Annotated in this window: 21 protein-coding genes; 13 read left to right on the plus strand and 8 right to left on the minus strand. The window is 72.0% G+C overall.

All coding sequences use genetic code 11. From position 1 onward, the window contains the following. Nucleotides 1-32: 32 nt before the first annotated feature. The 3 genes from ACIQM4_RS19985 to ACIQM4_RS19995 all read left to right on the plus strand — a co-directional run bounded on the left by ACIQM4_RS19985 (nucleotide 33) and on the right by ACIQM4_RS19995 (nucleotide 3,478). Nucleotides 33-1,217 carry an aminotransferase class V-fold PLP-dependent enzyme gene (locus ACIQM4_RS19985; protein ID WP_401593071.1) on the plus strand — a complete coding sequence of 395 codons (1,185 nt, stop codon included), beginning with the start codon at nucleotides 33-35 and terminating at the stop codon, nucleotides 1,215-1,217. A 62-nt stretch (nucleotides 1,218-1,279) separates the two neighbouring features. Beyond that, nucleotides 1,280-1,981 (plus strand): GntR family transcriptional regulator, encoded by a 702-nt coding sequence (locus tag ACIQM4_RS19990; protein ID WP_401593073.1) that lies wholly within the window; start codon nucleotides 1,280-1,282, stop codon nucleotides 1,979-1,981. Nucleotides 1,982-2,176: 195 nt separating this feature from the next. Then, nucleotides 2,177-3,478, plus strand: coding sequence for an amidohydrolase (locus ACIQM4_RS19995; RefSeq protein WP_401593075.1), 1,302 nt, complete (start codon nucleotides 2,177-2,179; stop codon nucleotides 3,476-3,478). Between the two features lie 131 nt (nucleotides 3,479-3,609). Here the strand turns inward: ACIQM4_RS19995 and ACIQM4_RS20000 are convergent, their stop codons facing one another. Beyond that, nucleotides 3,610-4,296, minus strand: coding sequence for a TetR/AcrR family transcriptional regulator (locus ACIQM4_RS20000; RefSeq protein ID WP_401593077.1), 687 nt, complete (start codon nucleotides 4,294-4,296; stop codon nucleotides 3,610-3,612). A gap of 158 nt (nucleotides 4,297-4,454) precedes the next feature. Between ACIQM4_RS20000 and ACIQM4_RS20005 the strand changes: the two genes are divergently transcribed. The 6 genes from ACIQM4_RS20005 to nadE all read left to right on the plus strand — a co-directional run bounded on the left by ACIQM4_RS20005 (nucleotide 4,455) and on the right by nadE (nucleotide 11,172). Continuing rightward, nucleotides 4,455-5,168 (plus strand): SRPBCC family protein, encoded by a 714-nt coding sequence (locus tag ACIQM4_RS20005; protein ID WP_401593079.1) that lies wholly within the window; start codon nucleotides 4,455-4,457, stop codon nucleotides 5,166-5,168. A 150-nt stretch (nucleotides 5,169-5,318) separates the two neighbouring features. After that, on the plus strand, nucleotides 5,319-5,654 hold the full coding sequence (locus tag ACIQM4_RS20010; protein ID WP_401593212.1) for a thioredoxin family protein: 336 nt from the start codon (nucleotides 5,319-5,321) through the stop codon (nucleotides 5,652-5,654). Nucleotides 5,655-6,341: 687 nt separating this feature from the next. After that, nucleotides 6,342-7,595, plus strand: a complete 1,254-nt coding sequence (locus ACIQM4_RS20015) for an LLM class flavin-dependent oxidoreductase (RefSeq protein WP_401593081.1) — start codon at nucleotides 6,342-6,344, stop codon at nucleotides 7,593-7,595. Between the two features lie 17 nt (nucleotides 7,596-7,612). Then, nucleotides 7,613-9,046 (plus strand): NtaA/DmoA family FMN-dependent monooxygenase, encoded by a 1,434-nt coding sequence (locus ACIQM4_RS20020; RefSeq protein WP_401593083.1) that lies wholly within the window; start codon nucleotides 7,613-7,615, stop codon nucleotides 9,044-9,046. Nucleotides 9,047-9,106: 60 nt separating this feature from the next. Beyond that, nucleotides 9,107-10,234, plus strand: a complete 1,128-nt coding sequence (locus ACIQM4_RS20025) for an LLM class flavin-dependent oxidoreductase (protein WP_401593085.1) — start codon at nucleotides 9,107-9,109, stop codon at nucleotides 10,232-10,234. Between the two features lie 107 nt (nucleotides 10,235-10,341). Continuing rightward, a complete protein-coding gene (nadE, locus tag ACIQM4_RS20030; RefSeq protein ID WP_401593087.1) occupies nucleotides 10,342-11,172 on the plus strand; it encodes an ammonia-dependent NAD(+) synthetase in 831 nt (276 codons plus the stop codon). A 40-nt stretch (nucleotides 11,173-11,212) separates the two neighbouring features. Here nadE and ACIQM4_RS20035 read toward each other — a convergent pair whose 3' ends face one another. Beyond that, a complete protein-coding gene (locus tag ACIQM4_RS20035) occupies nucleotides 11,213-12,331 on the minus strand; it encodes a PP2C family protein-serine/threonine phosphatase (RefSeq protein WP_401593089.1) in 1,119 nt (372 codons plus the stop codon). 365 nt (nucleotides 12,332-12,696) lie between these two features. Between ACIQM4_RS20035 and ACIQM4_RS20040 the strand changes: the two genes are divergently transcribed. Together ACIQM4_RS20040 and gdhA are read left to right on the plus strand one after the other, a co-directional pair. Then, nucleotides 12,697-13,629 (plus strand): LysR family transcriptional regulator, encoded by a 933-nt coding sequence (locus ACIQM4_RS20040; RefSeq protein ID WP_401593091.1) that lies wholly within the window; start codon nucleotides 12,697-12,699, stop codon nucleotides 13,627-13,629. Between the two features lie 113 nt (nucleotides 13,630-13,742). Further along, nucleotides 13,743-15,098: an NADP-specific glutamate dehydrogenase gene (gdhA, locus tag ACIQM4_RS20045; protein WP_401593093.1), complete on the plus strand. Its 1,356-nt coding sequence runs from the start codon at nucleotides 13,743-13,745 to the stop codon at nucleotides 15,096-15,098. A 136-nt stretch (nucleotides 15,099-15,234) separates the two neighbouring features. Here gdhA and ACIQM4_RS20050 read toward each other — a convergent pair whose 3' ends face one another. From ACIQM4_RS20050 to ACIQM4_RS20070, 5 genes are read right to left on the minus strand one after another with little or no spacing between them, the layout of a single operon-like run. Further along, nucleotides 15,235-15,576 carry a hypothetical protein gene (locus tag ACIQM4_RS20050; protein ID WP_401593095.1) on the minus strand — a complete coding sequence of 114 codons (342 nt, stop codon included), beginning with the start codon at nucleotides 15,574-15,576 and terminating at the stop codon, nucleotides 15,235-15,237. 50 nt (nucleotides 15,577-15,626) lie between these two features. After that, nucleotides 15,627-16,049 carry a VOC family protein gene (locus tag ACIQM4_RS20055; RefSeq protein WP_401593097.1) on the minus strand — a complete coding sequence of 141 codons (423 nt, stop codon included), beginning with the start codon at nucleotides 16,047-16,049 and terminating at the stop codon, nucleotides 15,627-15,629. A gap of 38 nt (nucleotides 16,050-16,087) precedes the next feature. Then, entirely contained in the window at nucleotides 16,088-16,651 is a 564-nt protein-coding gene (locus ACIQM4_RS20060) for a DUF664 domain-containing protein (RefSeq protein WP_401593099.1), read from the minus strand. A gap of 24 nt (nucleotides 16,652-16,675) precedes the next feature. After that, a complete protein-coding gene (locus ACIQM4_RS20065; protein ID WP_401593101.1) occupies nucleotides 16,676-17,035 on the minus strand; it encodes an STAS domain-containing protein in 360 nt (119 codons plus the stop codon). Next, a complete protein-coding gene (locus ACIQM4_RS20070; RefSeq protein WP_401593214.1) occupies nucleotides 17,035-21,015 on the minus strand; it encodes a SpoIIE family protein phosphatase in 3,981 nt (1,326 codons plus the stop codon). The genes ACIQM4_RS20065 and ACIQM4_RS20070 overlap by 1 nt, the downstream gene beginning before the upstream one ends. 330 nt (nucleotides 21,016-21,345) lie before the next feature. Here ACIQM4_RS20070 and ACIQM4_RS20075 point away from each other — a divergent pair, with 330 nt between their 5' ends. Both ACIQM4_RS20075 and ACIQM4_RS20080 read left to right on the plus strand, forming a co-directional pair. After that, a complete protein-coding gene (locus ACIQM4_RS20075) occupies nucleotides 21,346-21,672 on the plus strand; it encodes a SpoIIE family protein phosphatase (protein ID WP_401593103.1) in 327 nt (108 codons plus the stop codon). Further along, entirely contained in the window at nucleotides 21,669-22,025 is a 357-nt protein-coding gene (locus tag ACIQM4_RS20080) for an STAS domain-containing protein (RefSeq protein WP_401593105.1), read from the plus strand. The genes ACIQM4_RS20075 and ACIQM4_RS20080 overlap by 4 nt, the downstream gene beginning before the upstream one ends. Nucleotides 22,026-22,056: 31 nt before the next feature. Here ACIQM4_RS20080 and ACIQM4_RS20085 read toward each other — a convergent pair whose 3' ends face one another. Further along, nucleotides 22,057-23,409, minus strand: a complete 1,353-nt coding sequence (locus ACIQM4_RS20085; protein WP_401593107.1) for a glycoside hydrolase family 18 protein — start codon at nucleotides 23,407-23,409, stop codon at nucleotides 22,057-22,059. Nucleotides 23,410-23,422 lie beyond the last annotated feature (13 nt).

Raw genomic sequence — 23,422 nt, forward strand, 5'->3', positions numbered from 1 at the left:
GAGCGCGTACCGGAGGCGAGTAGAAGGCAGGCATGTGCATGGACATCGAGATGCTCCGCCGCGACACCCCGGGGTGTGCCAACCGGGTCCACCTCAACAACGCCGGCGCCGCGCTGACGTCCCGTCAGACCCTGAGCGCGGTCACCTCGCACCTCGAACTTGAGGCCGCCATCGGCGGTTACGAGGCCGCTGCGGCCGCCGCCGACAAGATCGAGCACACCTACGACGCGCTCGCCCGCCTGGTGGGCGCCGGCCGCGACGAGATCGCGGTGGTCGAGAACGCCACCCGGGCCTGGGACATGGTCTTCTACTCGCTGTCCTTCCAGCCGGGCGACCGCATCCTGACGGCGGGCGCCGAGTACGTCAGCAACGCCGTCGCGTACCTCCAGACCGCCCGCCGCCACGGCGTCAGCGTCGAGGTGGTCCCCGACGACGAGAGCGGCCAGCTGGACGTCGAGGCCCTTCGGGACATGATGGACGAGCGGGTGAAGCTCATCTCCGTCACCCACGTGCCGACGCAGGGCGGCCTGGTCAACCCGGCCGCCGACATCGGCAAGGTGGCGGCCGAGTTCGGCGTCACCTATCTGCTGGACGCCTGTCAGTCGGTCGGCCAGATGCCCATCGACGTGGCCGAGATCGGCTGCGACCTGCTGACCTCCACCGGCCGGAAGTATCTGCGCGGCCCGCGCGGCACCGGGTTCCTCTACTGCTCGCGCACGATGCTGGACCGGATGGAGCCGCCCTTCCTCGACCTGCACGCGGCGACCTGGACGGGACCCGACACCTACACGGTGCGCGAGGACGCACGCCGTTTCGAGAACTGGGAGACGTACTACGCGGGGAAGATCGGCCTCGGCGTCGCCGTCGACACCGCCCTCGACCTCGGGCTCGACGCCATCGAAGGGCGGGTCACCCGGCTCGCCGACACCCTCCGCAGCCGGCTGCGCGAACTGCCGGGGGTCGAGGTGCACGACCGGGGCAGGCGGCAGTGCGGGCTGGTCACCTTCACCGTCGAGGGTCATGACCCCCGCCGCATCGCCGACCAGCTACGTGCCGATGCGGTCAACGTCTCGGTCGCCGTCGCGGACCACGCGCGCTGGGACTTCGTACCGCGCGGCCTGGAGACGGCCGTCCGGGCGTCGGTGCACTACTACAACACCGACGAGGAGCTGGACCGCCTGTTCGAAGTGCTGCCGAGGGCCACCACCGGCCGCTGACGGGGGCAGCACCGGACCGGCCGCGTATTCTCGCGGAACACGGCGAGCGAAGGACGGTCCAGGTGGCAGGCGACAGAGCGGGCGCGGGGGAACGGCCGGCGAAGGGCGCGCCCGCGCCCCGTGCCTCACTGAGCGCGCAGGCCCGCGACGCGGTGCGGCAGCGGATCGTGGACCGGCGTTACCCGATGGGCGCGCGCCTGGTGGAACGGGAGGTCGCCGAGGAGCTCCGGATGTCCCGCGTGCCGGTCCGCGAGGCCCTGCGCGCCCTGGTCGCCGAGGGGCTCCTCGAACTGCTGCCGCGCAGCGGGGTCCGGGTGCGCAGCCTTGAGCGGGACGACGTACGGCACCTGTACGAGGTGTGGGAGCCGCTCGCCGTCCAGGCCTCGCGGCTGGCGGCCCGCCGGGTGGCGGCCGTCGCGGGGGAGCCGCAGGGGGTCACGGCGCTGCGCGGTCTGCTGGAGCGCGCGGAGCGGGCGGCCGCAGTCGACGAGGGCGCACGCGAGGTGGCCGCGCACGTGGCGTTCCACGACGAGGTCGTGGCACTGGCCGGCAATCCGCTGCTGGTGCGCACGATGGAGCAGCTGAGCTGGCAGCTACAGCTCCTCTTCGGCATGCGGGAGGAACCCGCCTCCATGCGGGCCCAGCACGCCGAGATGCTTCGGCACATCGCGGCCGGTGACGAGGAGGGGGCGGCGGCGGTGACGTTCCTGCACGTACGGGACAGCCGTGCGGTGGCGCTGCGCTCGCTCTTCGGTGACGGGTAATTTGTATACCAAGGTGTAGTCACCTACCGGCACCGCGCCCATTTACCCCCGTAATCTCCGTGAACTGGGTGACGGCTCTTGTCCGCGTCCGCGCTTTGGTATACAAAAGTGCGACTGGCATCGAGGCTGCCGCGAGCCACCGACCCCCACGGCGGTGCTCGTCGCGCAGCGACAGTCGTCAAAAGGAGTCCCCCCATGGTTCCCCCTCCCCTCTCCCGGCGTGGCGTCCTCGCCGCCGGAGCCGCTTCCCTGGCCGGTACCGCGGCCTTCGCGCCCGCCGCGTCCGCCGCCGGGGCGGGCGGCCACGACCGCCGCCCCCGCGAGACCGTGGTCTTCAAGAACGTACGGCCCTTCGGTGCGAAGAAGGCCGTCGACCTGACTGTGGTCGACGGCCGGATCAGCGACCGTCCCGCGCCCGCCCACGCCCGGACCGTCGACGGTGGCGGACGGCTCGCGCTGCCCGGCCTCGTGGACGCCCACATCCACCCCGACAAGACCACCTGGGGCGGCGACTGGCGCTCGCGCAGGCCCGCCAACGGGATCGCCGACTACTGCGCCCAGGACGTCGAGGTGTTCCGCAGTGAGCGCCGTTCGGTGGGTGAGCGCGCGTACGGGCTGATGGCGCACGCAGTGACGCGCGGTACCCGCGCCATGCGCGCCCACGCGGACGTGGCCCCCGCCTACGGCCTGAAGGGGCTCGAAGGCGTCGCCGAGGCACGCGAAAAACTCGCGCACGCCCTGGACGTGCAGATCGTCGGCTTCCCGCAGCACGGAGTGATCCGCACGCCCGGCACGGCGCGTCTCTTGGAGGACGCCGCGCGCAGCGGCCTCGTCGACATGATCGGCGGTATCGACCCGATCAGCTTCGACAACGCCCTCGACGAACAGCTCGACCTGGTCTTCCGGCTCGCCGACCGGTACGACGTCGGGGTGGACATCCATCTGCACGACCGGGACGACAAGGGCGTCAAGGTGCTGCGCGGCATCATCGACCGCACCCGCTCGCTGTCCCTGCGCGGCAAGGTGACGGTCAGTCATGTCTTCTGTCTGACGAAGATGGCAGAGGGCGAGCTCGACACGATGGCGGCCGACCTCGGCGACCTGGACATCGCCCTGACCACCGTGGCGCCCAACGAGTCGCTGGTGCTGCCCATCGCGAAGCTGCACGAGCACGGGGTGCGCGTCGGCCTCGGCTCGGACGGCGTGCGCGACTCCTGGAGCCCGTTCGGCAACGCCGACATGCTGCACCGCACGCACATCCTGGGCTGGGTCACCGACGTCCGTCTCGACCAGGAGCTGAACGACTGCTACACCGTGGGCTCGCACGGCGGCGCCGACGTGATGGGCCTGGCGCGGGCCGGCTTCGCGCCGGGCGACCCGGCTGACTTCATCCTGCTGCGGGCAGAGTGCACGCCGCAGGTCGTGGTGGACATGCCGCAGCGGGACATGGTCGTGCACGCGGGACGGGTGGTGGCCCGGGGCGGCGAGCTGGTCTGAGCCCACGCAACTCGGCGCCCGGAGCGTCGAGTTGGTCCGAGTCCGTGCAACTCAGCTCCCGGGGTGGCGAGCTGGTCCGGGTCTGCGCACCTCAGCGCCCGGAGCGTCGAGTTGGTCCGGGTTCGCGCAACTCAGCTCCCGGGGGGCAGCAGTGCGTCGAGTTCCGCCGCGAAGAGCAGGGCGGGGTCGAAGTCCATGCCGGTGAACTGGCCCGCGAGTTCCAGGGACAGGACGCCGTGCAGCCGGGTCCAGAAAATCAGGAACCGGTGCAGCTCCCCGGGCCCGGCGGGGTGGCCCGCCGCCCAGTCCCGATGGTCGGCGAGGTGGGTACGCAAGGGCGTCGCCGTACCGTCCGGCGCGAGCGCCGGGGAGGCCGCGCAGGCGTCGAGCAGGGTCGTCATGATCTCGTTCGAGATCGCGGTGGTGTCCTGCGGCGCCCGGTAACCGGGGACCGGCGTGCCGTAGATGAGGAAGTACCGGTGCGGGTCCGCGAGCGCCCAGCCGCGCAAGGCGTACGCCAGCGCCGTCAGACGTGGGCGGCCGGTGTCGGGGGCCGTGCTGCCGGTGGCCGCGGCAGTGCGGAGGGTGTCGGCGAGGCTGCGGTACGCCTCCCGGACCAGTTCGGTGATCAGCTCGTCGCGCCCCGCGAAGTAGCGGTAGAGCGCGGGCCCGCTCATGCCCATCTGCTTGGCGATCGCGTTGAGTGAGAGCGCCGACGCGCCCGCCGTCGCGATCTGCTCCCACGCGCGCTGGGTGATCTCTGCCCGCACCTGGGCCCGATAGCGCTCCCGCGGGGTCTCCGCACGCGCTGCCGCCATGCCGGCCACCGTCCTCGTTCGTTTCGCCGCGTCTGCTTACACCCTCAAGGGTTGGCGAGAAGGTATCACCCTCGGTGTTGACCGCCCGAGCCCAGGCGTTATAGCTTCTAACTAAAGCGAGAAGCTCCATCCATGCGGTACCGGCAGAGGAGAACGTCATGTCCGGCCTTCGCAGCACCCGCAGCACCCGCAACGCCCTGCTCGCTGTCCCGCTCGTGCTCGGTCTCGTGGCGGTCGGTGCCGTGCCCGCCGCAGCCGCAGCCGCAGCCGCAGCCGTTGCCGGCCAGCCCTCCCGTACCGCCGGTGCGTCCGGCGCCGCCCACCCCGGCAACTCCCTCATCTGCGGCGGGAAGGGAGTTGACCCTGACGCCCGGGTCCGGCACCGGACCGGGACCGTCATCCACGCCCCGCTGCACACCGTCTGGAAGCTTCAGACGGACGTGGAGGACTGGCCGTCCTGGCAGACGCCGGTCGAGGCCGTGGACCGGCTCGACCACGGCCCCCTCCGCCGGGGTTCGGCGTTCCGGTGGACGACGCCGATACCCCCCAACCCCTCGACCCCGGCCACCAGCCTGGAGATCACCTCGACCGTCCGGCAGATCGAGCGCGGCGCGTGCATCCGCTGGACGGGGCCGGCGGTCGGTGAGGGGCTGCACATCGACGGGGTGCACGTCTGGACCTTCACGAAGGTCAGGGGCGGTGTCCGGGTGACCACCGAGGAGACCCACACCGGGCCGCAGGTCGACGCGGACGTGCCCACCGCGACCAGAATTCTCGCTGAGGGCCTCGAAGCATGGCTGCACCAGCTCAAGTCCGCCGCCGAGGCCCGCGCCCACGACGGCGGGTCGCCCGGCCGGCCTGCTTCCTCCTGAGAGAGCGCTCCTGAGGGAGTGAGGGAGCCCGCGGGCCGGCACACCGCGGGGCGCGGCCCACCCTGCGGTGTGCCGGCCCGCGGCGCCCCGTACATTCGGCATCCCGTGGAAGTTCCGCACATGCAGACATTCAGGACCCGAGGAGTGCCGGTGGCGAGCAGGATGCATCAGCCGTTGGAGAGCGACGAGTTCGACTTCGTTCTCGCGCGGACGGCCGGCCCGGTACTCGCGTACTTCTTCGGGACCTGGCCCAAGGCGGCCAAGGCCTGCAAGGAGATGGACTCCGTGGTGGGGGAGCTGGCCTCGGACTACGCGGGCAGGCTGACGGTGATCAGGACCGACATGACCCGGTGCCCGGGGCCGACGAAGCGGTTCGGCGTCACCGGCGCTCCGTCCTTCGTACTGATCAAGGACGGCGAAGCGGTGGCCGGGACCGGGCCGCTGGACCGAGCGGGCTTCACGGACTTCCTGGCCCCGCACCTCTGAGCCGGTACGGCCTTCCGGCGCCGGCCCCGCACCTCTGAGTCCGTACCTCTGAGTCCGTACCTCCGGCCCCGCACCACTGTGTCAGGTTCGTGAACTCCTTCCGGGCTCCACGCCTGCCCGCCGCACGCCGATTCCGGTCGGCAGGGCCAGGCGTGGGCGCCTCGGGGTGGTGTCCGAGTGCCCGCAGAGGTCAATTCCGGGCCGGCGCGACGGCGTTGACATCGCCCCGGGGCCCGCCTAGCTTCGGCGCAGAACGGATGTGCGCCGCGCGTCCGGCAAGGTCGGGGCCCCTGGGGCCGGACGGGTGAGGGTGAGCGCGATGTACGCAGCCGAGGGGACGACCGCCTGGCGGTCCCGCGGTCGCGTCCTGCTGTGCGCGGACCGCTCCGTCGACCTTCTGCGCGTCAACAGCGCGCTGTGTACGGCCACTTGGCGTCGAGCCTGACGGTTCGGGTTCCCCGCCCGTCGCGGGCCGCCCGGCCGCCGGTCGGCCCTTCCGTGCCCGAGCTCCTGACGCGAGCACCCGCGCGGACCGTGATGTGCGCATCCGCGTGAGCCCCTGATGACGTGCGCATCCGCGTAAGCCTCCGACGTACGGCGCACGCACCCGTGGAGGCCTCCGACGGATGACGTCCGCACCCGCGTAAGCCTCCGACGGATGAGTCCGCACCCGCGTAAGCCTCCGACATGCGTGAGCCGTGTCCGATCAGGAAGGAACCCTCTCCCGTGTCATCCTCGGCCGTCCCCCTGCACCTCGCCGTCGCCCTGGACGGCGCCGGCTGGCACCCCGCCGCGTGGCGCGAGCCCGTCGCCCGTCCCCGCGAACTCCTCAGCGCCGACTACTGGTTGGACCTCGTCACCGAGGCCGAGCACGGGCTGCTCGACTTCGTGACCATCGAGGACGGCCTCGGGCTCCAGTCCTCACACCCCACCGGGCCCGACGACCGCACCGACCAGGTGCGCGGCCGGCTCGACGCCGTGCTCATCGCCGCTCGGGTCGCCCCGCGCACCCGGCACATCGGGCTCGTGCCGACGGCGGTGGTCACCCACACCGAGCCGTTCCACATTTCCAAGGCGATCGCCACCCTGGACCACGTGAGTTCCGGCCGCGCGGGCGTGCGCGTCCAGATCACTGCCCGGCCCCACGAGGCGGCCCACTTCGGGCGCCGTACGGTCGCGCCGGTCCCCGCCGGGGGTGACGACGCCGCCGCCGGGGAGCAGGTGGTCGGCGAACTCCTCGACGAGGCCGCCGACCACGTCGAGGTCCTGCGCAGGCTGTGGGACAGCTGGGAGGACGACGCGGAGATCCGGGACGCGGCCACCGGACGTTTCGTCGACCGCGAGAAGCTCCACCACATCGACTTCGAGGGCGAGTACTTCCGCGTGCGGGGGCCCTCGATCACGCCCCGGCCGCCCCAGGGCCAGCCGGTGGTCAGCGCACTGGCCCACGCGGGCGCCCCGTTCCGCCTGGTCGCCCGGTCCGCCGACATCGGGTACGTCACCCCGCACGACGGCGCCCAGGCCCGCGCCGTCGTCGCCCGGATCCGGGCCGAGCAGGCTGCGTCCGGCCGCGCCGACGACACCCTGCACGTCTTCGGTGACCTGGTGGTGTTCCTCGACGACGACCCCGGCGCCGCCGCGGCCCGCAGGGACCGGCTGGACTCCCTCGCGGGCGACCCGTACACCAGCGACGCCCGGATTTTCACCGGCACCGCCGAAGAACTCGCCGACCTGTTGCAGGAGTTGGCCTCGGCGGGCCTGTCCGGTTTCCGGCTGCGGCCCGCCGTCGCGGGCCACGACCTCCCGGCGATCACGCGGCGCCTGGTGCCCGAACTCCAGCGCCGCGGCGTCTTCCGCGAGTCGTACGAGGCAGGCACCCTGCGCGGCCTGCTCGGTCTCGCCCGCCCCGCCAACCGCTACGCGGGAGCGTCCACCACCTGAGCAGCGAGGAAACGAAGATGAGCAGTTTCACCAGCAAGGCGGGCCGCGAGAAGCCCCTCAAGCAGGTCCACCTGGCCGCGCACTTCCCCGGCGTCAACAACACCACCGTGTGGAGCGACCCGGAGGCAGGCAGCCACATCGAGTTCGCCTCCTTCGCACATCTCGCGCGGACCGCCGAACGCGCCAAGTTCGACTTCCTCTTCCTCGCCGAAGGGCTGCGGCTGCGCGAACACGGCGGCGAGATATATGACTTGGACGTAGTGGGCCGCCCCGACACCTTCACGGTCCTGGCCGCGCTCGCCGCCGTCACCGAACGCCTCGGCCTGACCGGCACCATCAACTCCACCTTCAACGAGCCCTACGAGGTGGCCCGCCAGTTCGCCACCCTCGACCACCTTTCCGCCGGTCGCGCCGCCTGGAACGTGGTCACCTCCTGGGACGCCTTCACCGGTGAGAACTTCCGCCGCGGCGGCTTCCTGCCGCAGGAGGAGCGCTACTCCCGCGCCCAGGAGTTCCTGGCCACCGCGCACGAACTCTTCGACTCCTGGCAGGGTGACGAGATCGTCGCCGACCAGCGGGCCGGCACCTTCCTGCGGGACGCGCGGGCCGGCGCCTTCGCCCACCAGGGACGGCACTTCGACATCGAGGGCCGGTTCAACGTGCCGCGCAGCCCGCAGGGCCGCCCGGTGATCTTCCAGGCGGGGGACTCCGACGAGGGCCGCGAGTTCGCCGCGGCGAGCGCCGACGCGATCTTCAGCCGGTACGCCACGCTCAAGGAGGGCCAGGCGTTCTACGCGGACGTCAAGGGCCGTCTCGCCCGGCACGGCCGCACCCGCGACCAGCTGCTGGTCCTGCCCGCCGCGACCTTCGTGCTCGGCGACACCGACGCCGAGGCGCAGGAGCTGGCCCGCGAGGTACGGCGCCTGCAGGTCAGCGGCGCCACGGCCGTCAAGCACCTGGAGTTCGTGTGGAACCGGGACCTGTCCGGCTATGACCCGGACGGACCGCTGCCCGACATCGATCCGGACCCCGGCGAACACACCGTCGCCCGGGGCCGCGCGCAGGTCCGCTCGTACCGTGACCCGCTGGCCATCGCCAAGGAGTGGCGCGAGCGCGCGGCCGCCCACGGCTGGTCCATCCGCGATCTGGTCATCGAGACCGGCAACCGCCAGACCTTCGTGGGTACCCCCGCGACGGTCGCGGCCGCCATCGACGACCTCGTGCAGGCCGACGCCTCGGACGGCTTCATCCTCGTCCCGCACATCACCCCCGGCGGCCTCGACCGGTTCGCCGACACCGTGGTCCCGTTGCTCCAGGAACGCGGCGTCCACCGCACCGAGTACGAGGGCACCACCCTGCGGGAGCACCTCGGCCTCGCCCACCCCGATGCCGCCGGCCGCCCCGTAGCCGCTGCCCGCCCCGACGCCCACGCCGTACGAACCTCCTCCTGAAGCCCCCGAGCTCCTGATCTGCCGCCACCCCGACCACCGAACCGAGGAGAACCCTCCGCCATGTCAGGCATACCCCTCGGCGTCCTCGACCTGGTTCCGGTCCCGTCCGGTGCCACCGCCGCCGAGGCGCTGCGCAACTCCATCGACCTGGCCCGGCAGACCGAGCGCTTCGGCTACGCCCGCTACTGGTTCGCCGAGCACCACCTCAACCCCGGTGTCGCAGGCACCTCGCCCGCCGTCGTCCTCGCGCTGACCGCGTCGGCGACCTCCGGGATCCGGCTCGGCGCGGGCGCCGTACAACTGGGTCACCGCACCGCCCTGTCCACGGTCGAGGAGTTCGGGCTGCTCGACGCCCTGCACCCCGGCCGCCTGGACCTCGGCCTGGGCCGTTCCGGTGGACGGCCGCCGGCCGGGCCCGCCGCGCCGCTGCCCGGCGCGACCCCGGTGGTCGACGGCCGCGCCCCCAACGGCCTGCGGATCCCGCCGCGGTTCTCGTTCGCGCACCTGCTCGGCTCCCCGCGGCTCGCCCTCCAACGGCGGTTGCTCCAGCAGTCGCACGCCGAGGCACAGGAGTACGGCGAGCAGATCGACGACATCCGGGCACTGCTGGCCGGCACGTACCGTTCCGACGAGGGCGTCGAGGCACATGCGGTGCCGGGCGAGGGCGCCGATCTGGAGCTGTGGATCCTGGGCAGCAGCGGGGGCGAGAGCGCCGTGGCCGCGGGCAGCCGCGGGCTCCGCTTCGCGGCGAACTACCACGTCAGCCCCGGCACCGTGCTGGAGGCGGCGGAGGGATACCGCGCCGCGTTCCGGCCGTCGGAAATCCTCGACGAGCCGTACCTCTCCGTGTCGGCGGACGTCGTCGTCGCCGAGGACGACGAGAGCGCCCGCGAACTGGCCACCGGCTACGCGCTCTGGGTGCGCAGCATCCGTAGCGCCGAGGGCGCGATCCCCTTCCCCACTCCTGAGGAGGCCCGCGCCCACGTGTGGACCGACGCGGACCTGGCGCTGGTCGAGGACCGGGTGGAGACCCAGTTCGTCGGCTCCCCGCACCACGTCGCCGACCGCCTGTCCCAGCTCCAGGAGGCCACCGGCGCGGACGAACTGCTGATCACCACCATCACGCACGGCCACGCGGACCGGGTGCGCTCGTACGAGCTGCTGGCCGACGAGTGGCGTAAGAGGTGACTGGCGGGACACACGGTGAGGGTGTGGGGCCCGCAGCATAGAGTCGGGAGCAGCGGAGGTTCCGCCCTCTGCCCCCAGCCCATGACGAACGAGTACGAGGAGCAGCCGTGACCGACCCGGCGTCCAGCACCCTGCAGCAGGAAATCGCACGGGACCTCCAGGTGCCCACGAGCTTCGACGCGGCGCAGGAGATCGAACGGAGGGTGGCCTTCCTGACCGAGCGGCTGACCTCGTCCGGCCTGCGGGCGCTGGTGCTCGGCATCAGCGGCGGGGTGGACTCCACGACCGCGGGCCGGCTGTGCCAGCTCGCCGTCGAGCGGGCCCGCGCCGCGGGGCACGAGGCGACCTTCTACGCGATGCGGCTGCCGTACGGCGTCCAGGCCGACGAGAAGGACGCGCAGCTCGCCCTCGACTTCATCAAGCCGGACCAGGTCCTGACGGTGGACGTGAGGTCCGCGAGCGACGCCTCGCTGGAGGCCGCCCTGGCGGGCGGCCTGACCTTCAGGGACGAGCGCCACCAGGACTTCGTACAGGGCAACATCAAGGCCAGGCAGCGCATGATCGCCCAGTACACGGTGGCGGGCGCGCAGGACGGCCTGGTCGTGGGCACCGACCACGCTGCCGAAGCGGTCTCGGGATTCTTCACGAAGTACGGGGACGGCGCCGCCGACGTCGTCCCGCTGACCGGGCTGACCAAGCGAAGGGTGCGGTCCGTCGCGGACGCGCTGGGCGCCCCGGCCGAGCTGGTGCGGAAGGTGCCGACGGCGGACCTGGAGACCCTCGACCCGGGCAGGCCCGACGAGGACGCCCTCGGGGTGACGTACGACCAGATCGACGACTTCCTGGAGGGCAGGCCGGTGGACGAGTCCGTGGTCGAGACGATCGTCCGCCGCTACCGCCTCACCGACCACAAGCGCCAGCTGCCGTACGCCCCCTGAGCGAGGGGCCCCGACCGGCACACGCCCGGCGCCCCTCGTCTCATTCGTCGGCGCCGGCTTCGTCGGCGTCGGCGGGCCGGGTCACGGCGAGGGCCGCCGCGTCGTCGGAGAAGCGGCCCCTTGTGTGCCGGGCGAGGTCGGACAGGACGGCGTCCTTGAGCGCCCTGGGACAGGCACCGAGCTCAGGATCCCTGACGGCGCCGGCGAGGTCGAAGAACTCCCGGTGCTCGTCACGGGCCTCGGTGACGCCGTCCGTGACGACCAGCAGCGAGGTGCCCGGGGCAAGCGTGTGTGTGGTCATGACGGGCGGCCGGGCGCTCATGAACCGGAACAGGCCGATCAGGGCGCCCGAGGGCAGCGCGATCTCGTGCGCCCCGTCCCGGTCGACCCGCAGCGGCGGCACGTGCCCGCAGTTGACCATCCGCAGCACCCCGTCCGGGCCCGCCTCCACGATCAGCGCGGTCGCGAAACGGTGGTCCGCCGTGGCGTCCTGCCGGCGCCGCAACGCACGGTCCATGGCACGCGCCACGTCGGTGAGCTCCGCCTCGTACGCGGCCTCCCGGAAGGCGCCCAGCAGGGTGACCGTCGCGTCGACCGCCACGAGGCCCTTGCCGCAGACGTCGCCCAGCACCATGCGCAGCCCGTACGGCGTCTCCAGCGCCTCGTAGAAGTCGCCACCGACCCTGGCCTCGGCCTGCGCGGCCTGGTAGAAGCCGGCGATCCGGTACCCGCCGATCTCGGGCGGCAGCGGATGCAGCAGGGCGCGCTGGACCCCGCCGACGATGGTGTGCATCTCCTCCAGCCGCCGTTCGCCGCGGCCGCGGGCGGCGGCGGCCAGGGCGCTGGCCAGGGTCACGCCGGTGGCGGCGGTCGTCATCGACGTCCACTGGTGCTCGCTCGTGGGCGGCACCAGGTGCAGGAAGAACATCTGGGTGAGGGCGGCCAGCACCCCCGAGGTCAGTACCGCCCGCCAGCCGTGCGCGACCGCGACCAGCGGCGGAACGGCCATCATGACGGCGCCGATCCGGATGTTGTCGCCGGTCAGCAGCTCCACCAGGACGGCGAGTGCCCAGACCGCCCAGGGCAGCCGGGGGATCGTCCGGGCGATCCAGGAATGCCCGGCGAGGGAGTCCTCCAGGGGCGGGGCGGACGAAGGCATGGCGAAGGCCTCACGACAATTTGCGTTACGGAGCGGACGGGTGGGTCGGGTTGCGGGTGGACGGGCCGCGTCGGGGGACGGGCCGCGTCGGGGGACGGGCCGCATCGGTGGACGGGCCGCATCGGTGGACGGGCCGTGGTGCGGATCCTGTTCATGGTGACCGTGGAACGCCGCCGCGACACGGGCCCTTCGGCCCCTCTGCCGGGGACCCTTGGCGGGCGGGATTCGGGACTTTCGCCGGTAGTCACGAAACCTGAGGTTGGTCACAGGGGTGACGAAGGGTCCCGCAAACGCTGGCAGATCGCCGGGCGATCACCTTGCGACCTCCGGGAAACAACGAATGGTTGTCCACCTAGGATGGCCACGTGGACCTCACCGCAGTACGCACCTTCGTCGCCGCCGTCGACGCGGGACAGTTCCAGGAAGCCGCCGTCGACCTGTCGATCACCCCGCAGGCCGTCTCCAAGCGCGTCGCCGTGCTGGAGAAGGACCTCGGGGTGCAGCTGTTCAGCCGCACAGCGCGCGGAGCCCGGCTCACCATCGACGGCCAGGCCTTCCTGCCGTACGCACGGGCCCTGCTCCAGGCCGAGGAGCGGGCCGCCGCCTCGGTGCGGCCCGGCCGGCGGGCGCTGCGGGTCGACGTGATCGGCCGCCGGCTGTCGGTGGCGGGCCTGCTGCGCGAGTTCCACCAGGCACACCCCGGGACCGATCTCGACGTGGTGACGCTGTTCGACTTCGACACCGCCGTCGCCGCCGTACGGTCGGGGACGATCGACGCGACCTTCCGCACCGTCGAGCTGCCCGGCCGCCGGCTCCCGGACGGCCTCGATGCCGCTCCGGTCTACGACGAGCCGCTCCAGCTGTTCACCGGGCCCGCCCACGAGTTCGCCACCGCTGCCTCGGTCGCTCCTGCCCAGCTCGCCGGTCGCCGGATCTGGATGCCGGGCAACACCCCGGGCACCGAGTGGGCCGCCTACTACGACGAACTCGCCGCCGCCTTCGGACTCACCATCGACGCGATCGGCCCCAACTTCGGCATCGAGCACCTCCTCGACACGATCGCCGACTCCGCGACCCTGGCGACCTTCGTGAGCGAGCGCACCCCACTGGTCTGGCCGGTCGGCCACGACCTGCGGCGCATCCCCCTGCACGGCCCGACCCCGGTCTACCCGCACTCCCTGATCTGGCGCACGGACAACCCCCACCCCGCCCTCGCCGCACTGCGCGACCACCTCGCCGCCGTATACCAGAGCCGACCCGCGGACGGGGTCTGGACGCCAGAATGTGGACGCTCCTGAGGGTGCGTGATCAGCACTGGAACAATCGCTGCCCGGACCAGTAATTCCGAACATCGGATGACCGGCAACCGAAGCAACTCACCATGCACGTGCGTCACGGAGGATGGGAACTGATGTCTACCACGGCCGAGAACGGTGTCATCGAGAAGCTGTACGGCGAGGTACTGCGCCGCAACCAGGGCGAGAGCGAGTTCCACCAGGCGGTGCGCGAGGTGCTCGAAACGCTCTCGCCGCTGCTGGCCGCCCGCCCCGAGTTCATGGACGCGCGCATCGTGGAGCGCATGTGCGAGCCCGAGCGGCAGCTCATCTTCCGGGTCCCGTGGGCGGACGACAACGGCGGCGTGCACGTCAACCGAGGCTTCCGGGTGGAGTTCTCCAGCGCGCTCGGCCCGTACAAGGGCGGTCTGCGCTTCCACCCTTCGGTCAATCTCAGCATCGTCAAGTTCCTCGGCTTCGAGCAGATCTTCAAGAACGCCCTGACCGGCATGCCCATCGGCGGCGGCAAGGGCGGCTCCGACTTCGACCCCAAGGGCCGTTCGCACGCCGAGGTCATGCGCTTCTGCCAGTCGTTCATGACGGAACTGCACCGTCACATCGGCGAGTACACGGATGTCCCCGCCGGTGACATCGGCGTGGGTGGCCGCGAGATCGGCTACCTCTTCGGCCAGTACAAGCGCATCACCAACCGCTACGAGTCCGGAGTCCTCACCGGCAAGGGCCTCGGCTGGGGCGGAGCGCAGGCGCGCACCGAGGCCACCGGGTACGGCTGCGTGATGTTCACCGCCGAGATGCTGCGCGCCAGGGGCGAGGACCTGGACGGCCGCCGGGTCGCCGTCTCCGGTTCGGGCAACGTGGCCATCTACGCGATCGAGAAGGCCCAGCAGCTCGGCGCGACCGTCGTGACCTGTTCGGACTCCAGCGGTTACGTGGTGGACGACAAGGGCATCGACGTCGCCCTCCTCAGGGAGATCAAGGAGGCGGGCCGCGGCCGGGTCTCCGAGTACGCGCAGCGCCGGGGCGCGCATGCCCAGTTCGCCGCCGGCCGCGGCGTCTGGAACGTCCCGTGCGACGTGGCGCTGCCCTGCGCCACCCAGAACGAGCTGGACGAGAACGACGCCCGCACCCTGGTGGCGAACGGTGTCCGCGCGGTCGCCGAGGGCGCCAACATGCCCACCACCCCGGAGGCCGTCCGGATCTTCCAGGAGGCGGGCGTCGCGTTCGCCCCCGGCAAGGCGGCGAACGCGGGCGGTGTGGCCACCAGCGCCCTGGAGATGCAGCAGAACGCGTCCCGCGACTCGTGGACCTTCGAGCACACCGAGCAGCGGCTGGAAGAGATCATGCGGCACATCCACAACGCCTGCCACACCACGGCCGAGCGCTACGGCACTCCCGGCAACTACGTGGTCGGCGCGAACATCGCCGGCTTCGAGCTGGTCGGCGACGCGATGCTGGCGCAGGGGCTGATCTGACGGGTCACGGAGCCTGAGGGCGGGGGCCGCGACCTGAGGGCGGTCGAGGCCTGGGGGCGGCCGGGGCCTGAGGGCGGCCGGGACCTGGGGGCGGCCGGGGCCCGAGGGCGGCCGGGGCCCGAGGGCGGCCGGGCCGCTACCGGCCGGCCGCCCTGCCCACCAGCGCGATCGGCACCGTCGCGCACTGCGTCGCCGAGGCGACCGTCATCGTCCTGACGCCGGTACGCGCGGCGATGTCGAGCAACCGGGCCGCGTCGCACAGGAACGGGGTGCCGTGCACGACGTCCCGGGCGCAAGTCGCCTCGTCCGCGAACGCCGGCAGCCACGGCTTTCCGTCCTCGCCGTGGATGAAGACGACGGACCCGCTCCCGTCCACCGCGATGATCACGCCGTGGGCGACGACGGCGACCAGCAGGTCCTCGTGGTCGGGGCCTTCGCCCTCAAGGATCTCGGCCAGGGACGGATGCGCGGAAGTCATCCCTTGATCATAGGGGCCCGGCCGGCCGGGCCCCTGCTCCGCAGGTCCCGTCAGGTCCCGGCCCGGCGGAGCTCCTGGATGCGGACCAGGTTGCCCGCGGGGTCGCGAAAGGCGCAGTCCCGGATGCCGTACGGCTGCTCGGTCGGTTCCTGGACGACCTCGGCCTCGCCCGCCCGCACCTTCGCGAACACGGCGTCGAGGTCGGGGGTCGCCAGCAGGATCCAGCCGTACGTCCCCTTGGCCATCATCTCGGCGACGGTGCGGCGCTCGTCCTCGGTGACGCCGGGGTCGACGGCCGGCGGCGCCAGGAGGATGGAGGTGCCGGGCTGACCCACCGGGCCGACCGTGATCCAACGCATCTTGCCCTGGCCGACGTCGTTGCGTACCTCGAAGCCGAGGACGTCCCGGTAGAAGGCCACGGAGGCGTCCGGGTCGTCGTGCGGCAGGAAGCTCGTGTGAATCGTGATGTCCATGCCGAAATGCTAGGGCGCGGCACCTCCCCGCGCTCCCGCTACTGGCCCACCCGGCCGTCCACGCACTCACGCAGCAGGTCCGCGTGTCCGCAGTGGCGGGCGTACTCCTCGATCCTGTGCACCATCAGTTCCCGCACCGCGATCCCGTCCTTCGGCAGTCGCCCGCCCAGGTCCTGGTGTGCGGCGAGCGCGGCGTCGGTCGCCGCCTGCTCGCGCTCCAGGTCGGCGAACGCGGCGTCGACCAGGCCCTGTTCGGCGAGCGCCCCCTCGAAGTCCGCGTCACGCTTTCCGTACAGCTTGGCCAACGGAGCACTGCCGTCGATCCAGTTGCGCCAGTCCCGCTCCACCTCGGCGAGGTGCCGGACCAGGCCGAGCAGCGACATCGTCGAAGGCGGCACCGACCTGCGGGCCAGCTGCTCCGGGTCCAGGCCCTCGCACTTCATCCGCAGGGTGAGGCGGTAGCCCGACAGGAAGTCCAGCAGGGTCGCGAGCTCGCCCTGCGGACTCTCGCCCTCGCGGGGGTCGTCCTGCGGATCCGCCCACATGTCGGTGTAGACGGTCGCCTGGGTCCATCGTGCGGGCTGCTCGCTCATGCCGGCCATCCTGCTGCGCGCCGCCCCCGCCCGCTACTGGATTTCCGGGGGCGCCGCGTCGTGAATGGTCGTCAGGTCGGCGAGGCCCGAGATCGCCAGGACCGGGGCGAGCAGGGGAGCGGCGACGAGTTCGACGTGATGGGCATGGGCGAACAGGACGCTCAGCCCGGCGCTGTCGAGGTAACCGACGTCGGTCAGGTCGAGCACGAGCCGCTGCGCCGCGCCCACGACGCCCGACGTGCCCGTGGGAACGCCGGCGCCTGCCGGGGGGCCGGCGCTCTCCAGCGCGTCGGCGAGGGCGCCGCTGTTGCTCATGTCGATCTCCCCGACGGCCTTCAGGAGGGCGGTGCCGTCCGGGTACCGGCCCGGGGTGAGGGTGAGCGGAGTCGTCATCAGGAAATCCTCGCGTGCATTTCGACAGTGGTACCGGACGGGCCCGGTGTGATGGTGACCTGCTGCATCATGGCCTGCATGAGAGTGACACCACGCCCCCGGTGGGCATTGGCCTCCGGACGGGGGGTCTTCCACCGGCCGGAGTCGGCGACGCTGAGCCGCAGGGTGTCGACCATGGCCTCGGCGCGCAGCCTGATGCTCTTGCCAGGGGTGTGCCGGTGGCCGTGCTCGACGGCGTTCGCACAGGCCTCACCGGCGGCGACGAGGACGCTCTGCATGGTGTGCGGGGGCAGCTCGCACTCGTTGAGCCAGCTCCGCAACGCCGAGCGCACCGGGGCGAGTTGGGAGGACTCGGCAGGGAAGGTGACCTCCAGCGGAGCGGGATGGCGGTACAGCAGCAGGGCGACGTCGTCGTCGTAGCCGCCGGCCGGGGCCAGCCGTGACATCACCTCGGACGCGAGGTCGTCGACCGTGGTGTCCCGGCCGTCCTGGACGGCTTCGCCCGCCTGACCGATGCCGTCCATCAGGGGGCGGCGGCGCCGCTCCACGAGGCCGTCGGTGTACAGCAGCAGCGTGGCGCGGGCCGGCATGACGCACGCCGCCTCCGGGCGAGGGTGCCCCGGACGTACGGCCAGTGGCGTGGAGCGCCCCGCGTCGAGCAGCCGGGTGTCTCCCTCGGGGTGGGCGAGGATGCCCGGCGGGTGCCCGGCGCTGGAGTAGACGAGGTGCCCGGTCGCGGGGTCGAGGACCCCGCAGAACACGGTGGTGCACAGGGCGCCGGGGATGCCCGCGGCGAAGTGGTCCAGAGCCATCAGGGTGCGCGCGGGATTGGCGTCCTGGAGCAGCAGCGCGCGGCAGGCGCTGCGCAGTTGGCCCATCACGGCCGCGGCCTGCAGCCCCCGGCCGACGCAGTCGCCCACGACGATGCCGATGCGCCCGTCCGGCAGCGCGACGGTGTCGTACCAGTCGCCGCCGACCTCCAGGGGCTGGGTGGCCGGCTCGTACCGCACGGCGAAACCGTCGGGGAGCTGGGACGGGCCCAGGATGGCGCGCTGCAGCTCGATCGCGGTCTCGCGCTGCTGGTCGATCTGGTGGGCCCGGGTGAGCCCCTGGGCGAGGTGCCCGGCCAGCAGCGACAGGAGCAGCTGGTCCTCGGCGGTGAACTGCCTGCGGTGGCCCAGGTCGATCCACAGGGCGAGCGGACCCCGCGGGTGCTCAAGCAGGATGCCCGCACCCGACTGGTCCGCGGTCGGCGAGAGCAGTGGACGTGAGCGCAACCCGTCCAGCGCCAGCCGGCGTTCCTCCGGCAGCTGGTGCCAGTCCGGCGCGGGTCCCGTGGCGGTGAGGAAGGGCTCGCCGCCGCCGTCGAAGACGGCGGCCAGCACACTCCGGGCGTGCCAGAGGCTTTTCAGCTCGGCCAGGGCGCCTGCCAGGGCGTCGGGCAGGCTGGCGGCCTGGGACAGCCGGGTGCTCAGCGCGCCGAGCGCGCTCTCGCGCTGGACGGCGTAGTGCTCGGACGTGACGTCGCGGAAGGTGCCGACGATGACGCGCCGCCCGCTGTCGGGGTCCTGCGCCTGGCTGAAGGTGGCGCCCACCCAGAGCCGGTGCCCGTCACGGTGGTTGACGGGAATGGTGTAGCTGCCCTTGTGCTGCCCGAGCAGCGTGTCGAACGCCGCGGCGACCTGGCGGTGCGCCTCGGGGTCGGTGTCGGCATCCGGCCACCAGGGGTGGATCGCCGCGTAGGGCAGGTCATCGGGCCCGTAGCCGAGGATGTCGGTGAAGGCCGCGTTGATCTCGATGATGGCGCCGTCCTCGTCGCAGACGAAGAACGCCTCCTGCAGGGAGTCCACCAGCGCCGTACGCCAGCGGGCGTGGTGCGTGCGCAACCGCGCCAACTCCACGTTGGCCCGGACCCGCGCCAGCAGTTCCGCCGCGGCGAACGGCTTGACCAGGTAGTCGTCGGCCCCCGCGTCCAGCCCCTCGATGGACGCCTCCTGCCCCGCGCGCGCGGACAGCAGCAGTACCGGGACCGCCACCGTACGCGGATCCACGCGCAGCGCCCTGACCAGGGAGAGGCCGTCCAGCCTGGGCATCATCACATCGCTGACCACCAGGTCGGGGGCGGCCTTGGTAACGGCCTCCAGGGCCTCCTGGCCGTCGCGCGCGGCGCTGACCCGGTAACCGGCACCGGCCAGGAGGCGCACGAGGTAGTCACGCATGTCCGCGTTGTCGTCGGCGACCAGCACGCGGGCCGGGGCGGCGCCGGGGGCGGCGTGGCCCGTCCGGGGGGAGGCGGCGTGGGCGGACGCGGCGAGGGTGCCGTCGGGCGGGGCGGGCAGCCAGCGCTGCGCCTCCTGGAGGTAGGGGTTGGCCACGGCGAACTCGCCTCCGGTGTCCGTGGCCGGCACCAGGGCGTCGGCCGGCAGGTGGGCAAAGCCGAACGGCAGCCGGATGGTGAAGCGGGTGCCCTCGCCCTCGGTGCTCTCGGCGGAGATCGAACCGCCGTGCAGCGAGACCAGTTCCCGCACCAGCGCGAGCCCGATGCCACTGCCCTCGTTGGAGCGTGAGCGGGCGTTCTCGATGCGGTGGAAACGTTCGAACAGCTTGGGCAGCTCGGCCGCCGGCACCCCGATGCCGGTGTCGGTGACCGTGACCACCGCCGACGTGCCCTCGGCGCGGACCCGGACGCCGATGGAGCCGTCGAAGGTGAACTTCAGCGCGTTGCTGAGGAGGTTGAGGATCACCTTCTCCCACATGCTCCGGTCGAGATGGACCGGTTCGCCCAGCGGGGGACAGGAGACGTCGAAGGAGAGCCCGGCCCGTTCGACGGCCGAGCGGAAGAGGCTGGAGAGCTCCGCGGTGACCGTGGACAGGTCGACCGGTTCGTACCTGGCCTGGACCCGGCCTGCTTCTATTCGGGAGAAGTCCAGGAGGGTGTTGACGAGTTTGCTCAGCCGCAGCCCGTTGCGGCGCACCGCCTCCAGTTCCTCCAGCACCTCGGGGCCGGCCTCTGCCAGCCGGCCGCGCAGCTCCTCCACCGGCCCCATGATCAGCGTCAGGGGGGTGCGGAACTCATGGCTGATGTTGGAGAAGAAGGTGGTCTTGGCGCGGTCCAGCTCGGCCAGCTCCTCCGCCCGCCGCTGCTGTGCCTGGTAGCTGCGCGCGCCCGCGATGCCGGCGGCCACGTGTCCCGCGACCAGTTCCACGAACCCGCGGTAGCCGCCGTCCAGCGGCCGGTACCGGTTGAGGGCCGCCACCAGGAACCCGTACGGCGCGCCGCCCTGCTGCAACAGCGGTGTCACCAGCGCCTGTTGGGGCGGCTGCGGCCAGCCGCCGGTGGGCAGGCCGGTGAACGGCGGACCACTCAGCTCCACCACCGACGACTCCCCGCGGGCGGGCGCGGCCGTCGGCCACACCGCGTCGGGGCCGTCGTCCGCCGGTACGAGCGCGGGGGCCGCCGGGTGCCCGGGGGCCATGCCGGTCGCCCCGGCCAGTCGGGCGGATCCGTCCTCCTGGAAGAGGTAGGTCAGCGTGAACGGCAGGTCCCGCTGGTTGCGGCCGAGCTGGTCACCGGTGAAGGCCAGCATCTCCTGCTCGGTCCTGGCCACGCTGGGATCGGAACCGAGGTCGCGCAGGGTGGCCATCTGCCGCTCGCCGATGACCCGTTCGGTGTCCTCGTTGACCACGCACAGCATCCCGACCACGCGCCCGTCGTCGTTGCGCAGCGGGCTGTACGAGAAGGTGTGGTACGACTCCTCCGGGTAGCCCGAGCGCTCCAGGAACAGCAGCAGCGCCTCGTCCCAGGTCGCCCGGCCGGTGGCCATGACGGTGTCGATGCGGGGCCCGATGTCGTCCCAGATCTCCGCCCACACCTCGCCGGCCGGGCGGCCCAGCGCCCACGGGTACTTGCCGCCCAGCGTGTTCTCCCGGTAGGCGGCGTTGCAGAAGAACGTCAGCTCGGGGCCCCACGCCATCCACATCGAGAACCGGGAGGACAACAGGATGCTGACCGCGGTCCGCAGGCTCTGCGGCCAGTTGTCCGGCGGTCCGACCGCGGTGTCCGCCCAGTTCACCGCGGCAAGGTCGCTGCCGATCTCGTCGTCGGCGGCGAACACTTCGGAATGCGTCACAGATCGTCCCTCTCTCCGTACCTGCCGATCTCCGGCGGCCACCGGCCGTCCGCAGCCGGGCAAACCGAACAGATCGATCACCCGACGGAGTTCGGTGACACCACAGTAGGAGAAAACCGCACGCCACACGCGCGGATGTGTGGATACTGCGGATATTGCCGAGGTCGTAGGGAGGTACCGATGACAATCACCGACGGCACCACGGTCCTCCGCGAGGGCGTGACCGCTGAGTACACCCTGTTGCTCTGCACCGACGGCCTGACGGAGGCCCGCCAGGGCGACGGCAGCAGGCTCGGTGAGGACGGGCCGGCCCGTCGGCTGTCCACGGCCGGCCGGCGCGGAGCCGGCGGCCTGGTCGCCGCCGTGGACCAGTTGCTGAGTGACCTGGGGCCGGGAGTCAGTGACGACACCGCGCTGCTGGCCCTCTCGGTCCCGCCCCCGGGCCGTACCGCCGATCCCGCACCCGCTGCCGTACCCACTGCCGAGCCCGCTCAGGAGAACTGGTGAGAAACTCCCTGCTGTCCGTCGTCCGCCGGTCCCACCCGTCAGGCACCACGGTGCTGACCGTGACCGGCGAGCTCGACCACCACACCGCACCGGAACTCACCGACACCCTGAAACAGACGCCTTTCGGCCCCGGGGCCCCTGTGGTGATCGACCTCTCGGAGCTGAGCTTCTGCGACTCCACCGGCATCACGGCGCTCATCACGGCCTACACCCGGGCGAACGCGACCGGCTCCCGGCTGCTGTTCACCGGGCTGCGCCCCGATCTGGCGCACGTCTTCCACACCGTCGGACTCGACCAGGTCTTCACCTTCCGGCCCACCGTGGAGCACGCCCTCGAATCGCTGACGTCCTGAGCCCACGGCGGGCCGCACCGGTGTCCGGCCCTCAGCGACCGAGCCCCCGGTCGAGGGCCCGCATCAGCTTGCCGTCGGCGGTGTCGCCGTCCAGCGACCAGGCCATCGCGCCGCCCAGCCCCCTGGCCCGCACGTAGGCCGCCTTGGTGGCCAGCACCAGCGGGTCGTCGTACGTCCAGACGGTCGTGCCGTCGAACAGCCAGGCATGGCCGCGCAGCAGGTCCCGGTGGACCTTGAACTTCCCTTCGGCGACCAGGGGTTCGAGCTCCTTGTAGTCTGCGTAGCCGGCCGCCCACTTGGCGGGGGCCGGTCCTGTCGCGGGCTTGCCGAGGCCGTTGCCGCCACCGGTGACACCGGTCCAGCCCTGTCCGTAGAACGGCATGCCGACGACCAGCTTGCGGGCCGGCGCCCCGCGCTTGAGCCAGGACTCGACCGTGCCGTGCACGCTGAAGTCGCCCGGCGCGAAGAGCGCGGACTGCTGCGCGGTGGTCTTCTCGCCGCTGACGTGGAAGTCGTACCCCTGGAGGTTGACGAAGTCGAAGTCCCGCATGACCTTACGGACCTCGAAGCCCGCGTCGATCTTCTCGTCGGCGGTCGGGACGAAGGCGGACAGCTCGTAGTGCCTGCGCTGCTGCTTGCCGTACGCGTCGAGCTGGGTGCGGAACTCCCGTACCAGCGCGGTGAAGTTCTGCTTGTCCTCGGGCCGGTAGACCGTGTCGGTGTCGCCGGCGGAGCCGGGCCACTCCCAGTCGATGTCGATGCCGTCGAAGACTCCGGCGGCCGCCCCTTCGCCACCGCGCACGCCGTCCTTGGGCAGGTTGCCCTTGAGGTACAGGTCGACGCAGGAGGAGACGAGGGCCTTGCGTGATGCGGGGGTGAGCACGGCGTCGGAGAAGTGGGTCGACCAGCTCCAACCACCCAGCGAGATCATCGCCTTGAGGCCCTTGTGCTTGGCCTTGAGCTCACGGATCTGATTGAAGTTGCCGGCCAGGGCCTGGGTGTCGGTGTCGGCCACGCCGTCGACGGAGGTCGCGGCGTCCAGCGGGCGCTGGTAGTCCGCCCACGGGTCGCTCTCGCCCGGGGTCGGGGTGAGGAAGCACCTGCCGTTCTTGTCGACGTTGCCGAAGGCGTAGTTGAGGTGGGTGAGGCGGGCTGCCGTACCGCTCGTGTCCAGGTCCTGAACCTGGAAGTCGCGGCCGTACACCCCCCATTGGGTGAAGTACCCGACCCGCTTGAGTGAGGGCGACGTGCCGTGGCCCGCACTCTGCTGGGAGGCAGGTGCGGAGACCGGTGCGGCGGTCGCGGAGGGGGCCAGAGCGGCCAGGAGCGAAGTGACGCAGGCGGCGGCCACGAGGGCCGACCCTTTCAGAAGTCTTCGACGCATGCGTGGAAACTAT

The sequence above is a fragment of the Streptomyces sp. NPDC091272 genome (assembly GCF_044757485.1).
Lineage (GTDB): Bacteria > Actinomycetota > Actinomycetes > Streptomycetales > Streptomycetaceae > Streptomyces.

Coding starts and splice junctions, on each gene's coding strand:
- ACIQM4_RS19985 (WP_401593071.1), top strand. CDS start 33: ATGTGCATGGACATCGAGATGCTCCGCCGCGACACCCCGGGGTGTGCC.
- ACIQM4_RS19995 (WP_401593075.1), top strand. CDS start 2,177: ATGGTTCCCCCTCCCCTCTCCCGGCGTGGCGTCCTCGCCGCCGGAGCC.
- ACIQM4_RS20000 (WP_401593077.1), bottom strand. CDS start 4,296: ATGGCGGCAGCGCGTGCGGAGACCCCGCGGGAGCGCTATCGGGCCCAG.
- ACIQM4_RS20005 (WP_401593079.1), top strand. CDS start 4,455: ATGTCCGGCCTTCGCAGCACCCGCAGCACCCGCAACGCCCTGCTCGCT.
- ACIQM4_RS20015 (WP_401593081.1), top strand. CDS start 6,342: ATGCGTGAGCCGTGTCCGATCAGGAAGGAACCCTCTCCCGTGTCATCC.
- ACIQM4_RS20020 (WP_401593083.1), top strand. CDS start 7,613: ATGAGCAGTTTCACCAGCAAGGCGGGCCGCGAGAAGCCCCTCAAGCAG.
- ACIQM4_RS20025 (WP_401593085.1), top strand. CDS start 9,107: ATGTCAGGCATACCCCTCGGCGTCCTCGACCTGGTTCCGGTCCCGTCC.
- ACIQM4_RS20035 (WP_401593089.1), bottom strand. CDS start 12,331: ATGCCTTCGTCCGCCCCGCCCCTGGAGGACTCCCTCGCCGGGCATTCC.
- gdhA (WP_401593093.1), top strand. CDS start 13,743: ATGTCTACCACGGCCGAGAACGGTGTCATCGAGAAGCTGTACGGCGAG.
- ACIQM4_RS20050 (WP_401593095.1), bottom strand. CDS start 15,576: ATGACTTCCGCGCATCCGTCCCTGGCCGAGATCCTTGAGGGCGAAGGC.
- ACIQM4_RS20055 (WP_401593097.1), bottom strand. CDS start 16,049: ATGGACATCACGATTCACACGAGCTTCCTGCCGCACGACGACCCGGAC.
- ACIQM4_RS20060 (WP_401593099.1), bottom strand. CDS start 16,651: ATGGCCGGCATGAGCGAGCAGCCCGCACGATGGACCCAGGCGACCGTC.
- ACIQM4_RS20065 (WP_401593101.1), bottom strand. CDS start 17,035: ATGACGACTCCGCTCACCCTCACCCCGGGCCGGTACCCGGACGGCACC.
- ACIQM4_RS20070 (WP_401593214.1), bottom strand. CDS start 21,015: ATGTGGATGGCGTGGGGCCCCGAGCTGACGTTCTTCTGCAACGCCGCC.
- ACIQM4_RS20075 (WP_401593103.1), top strand. CDS start 21,346: ATGACAATCACCGACGGCACCACGGTCCTCCGCGAGGGCGTGACCGCT.
- ACIQM4_RS20085 (WP_401593107.1), bottom strand. CDS start 23,409: ATGCGTCGAAGACTTCTGAAAGGGTCGGCCCTCGTGGCCGCCGCCTGC.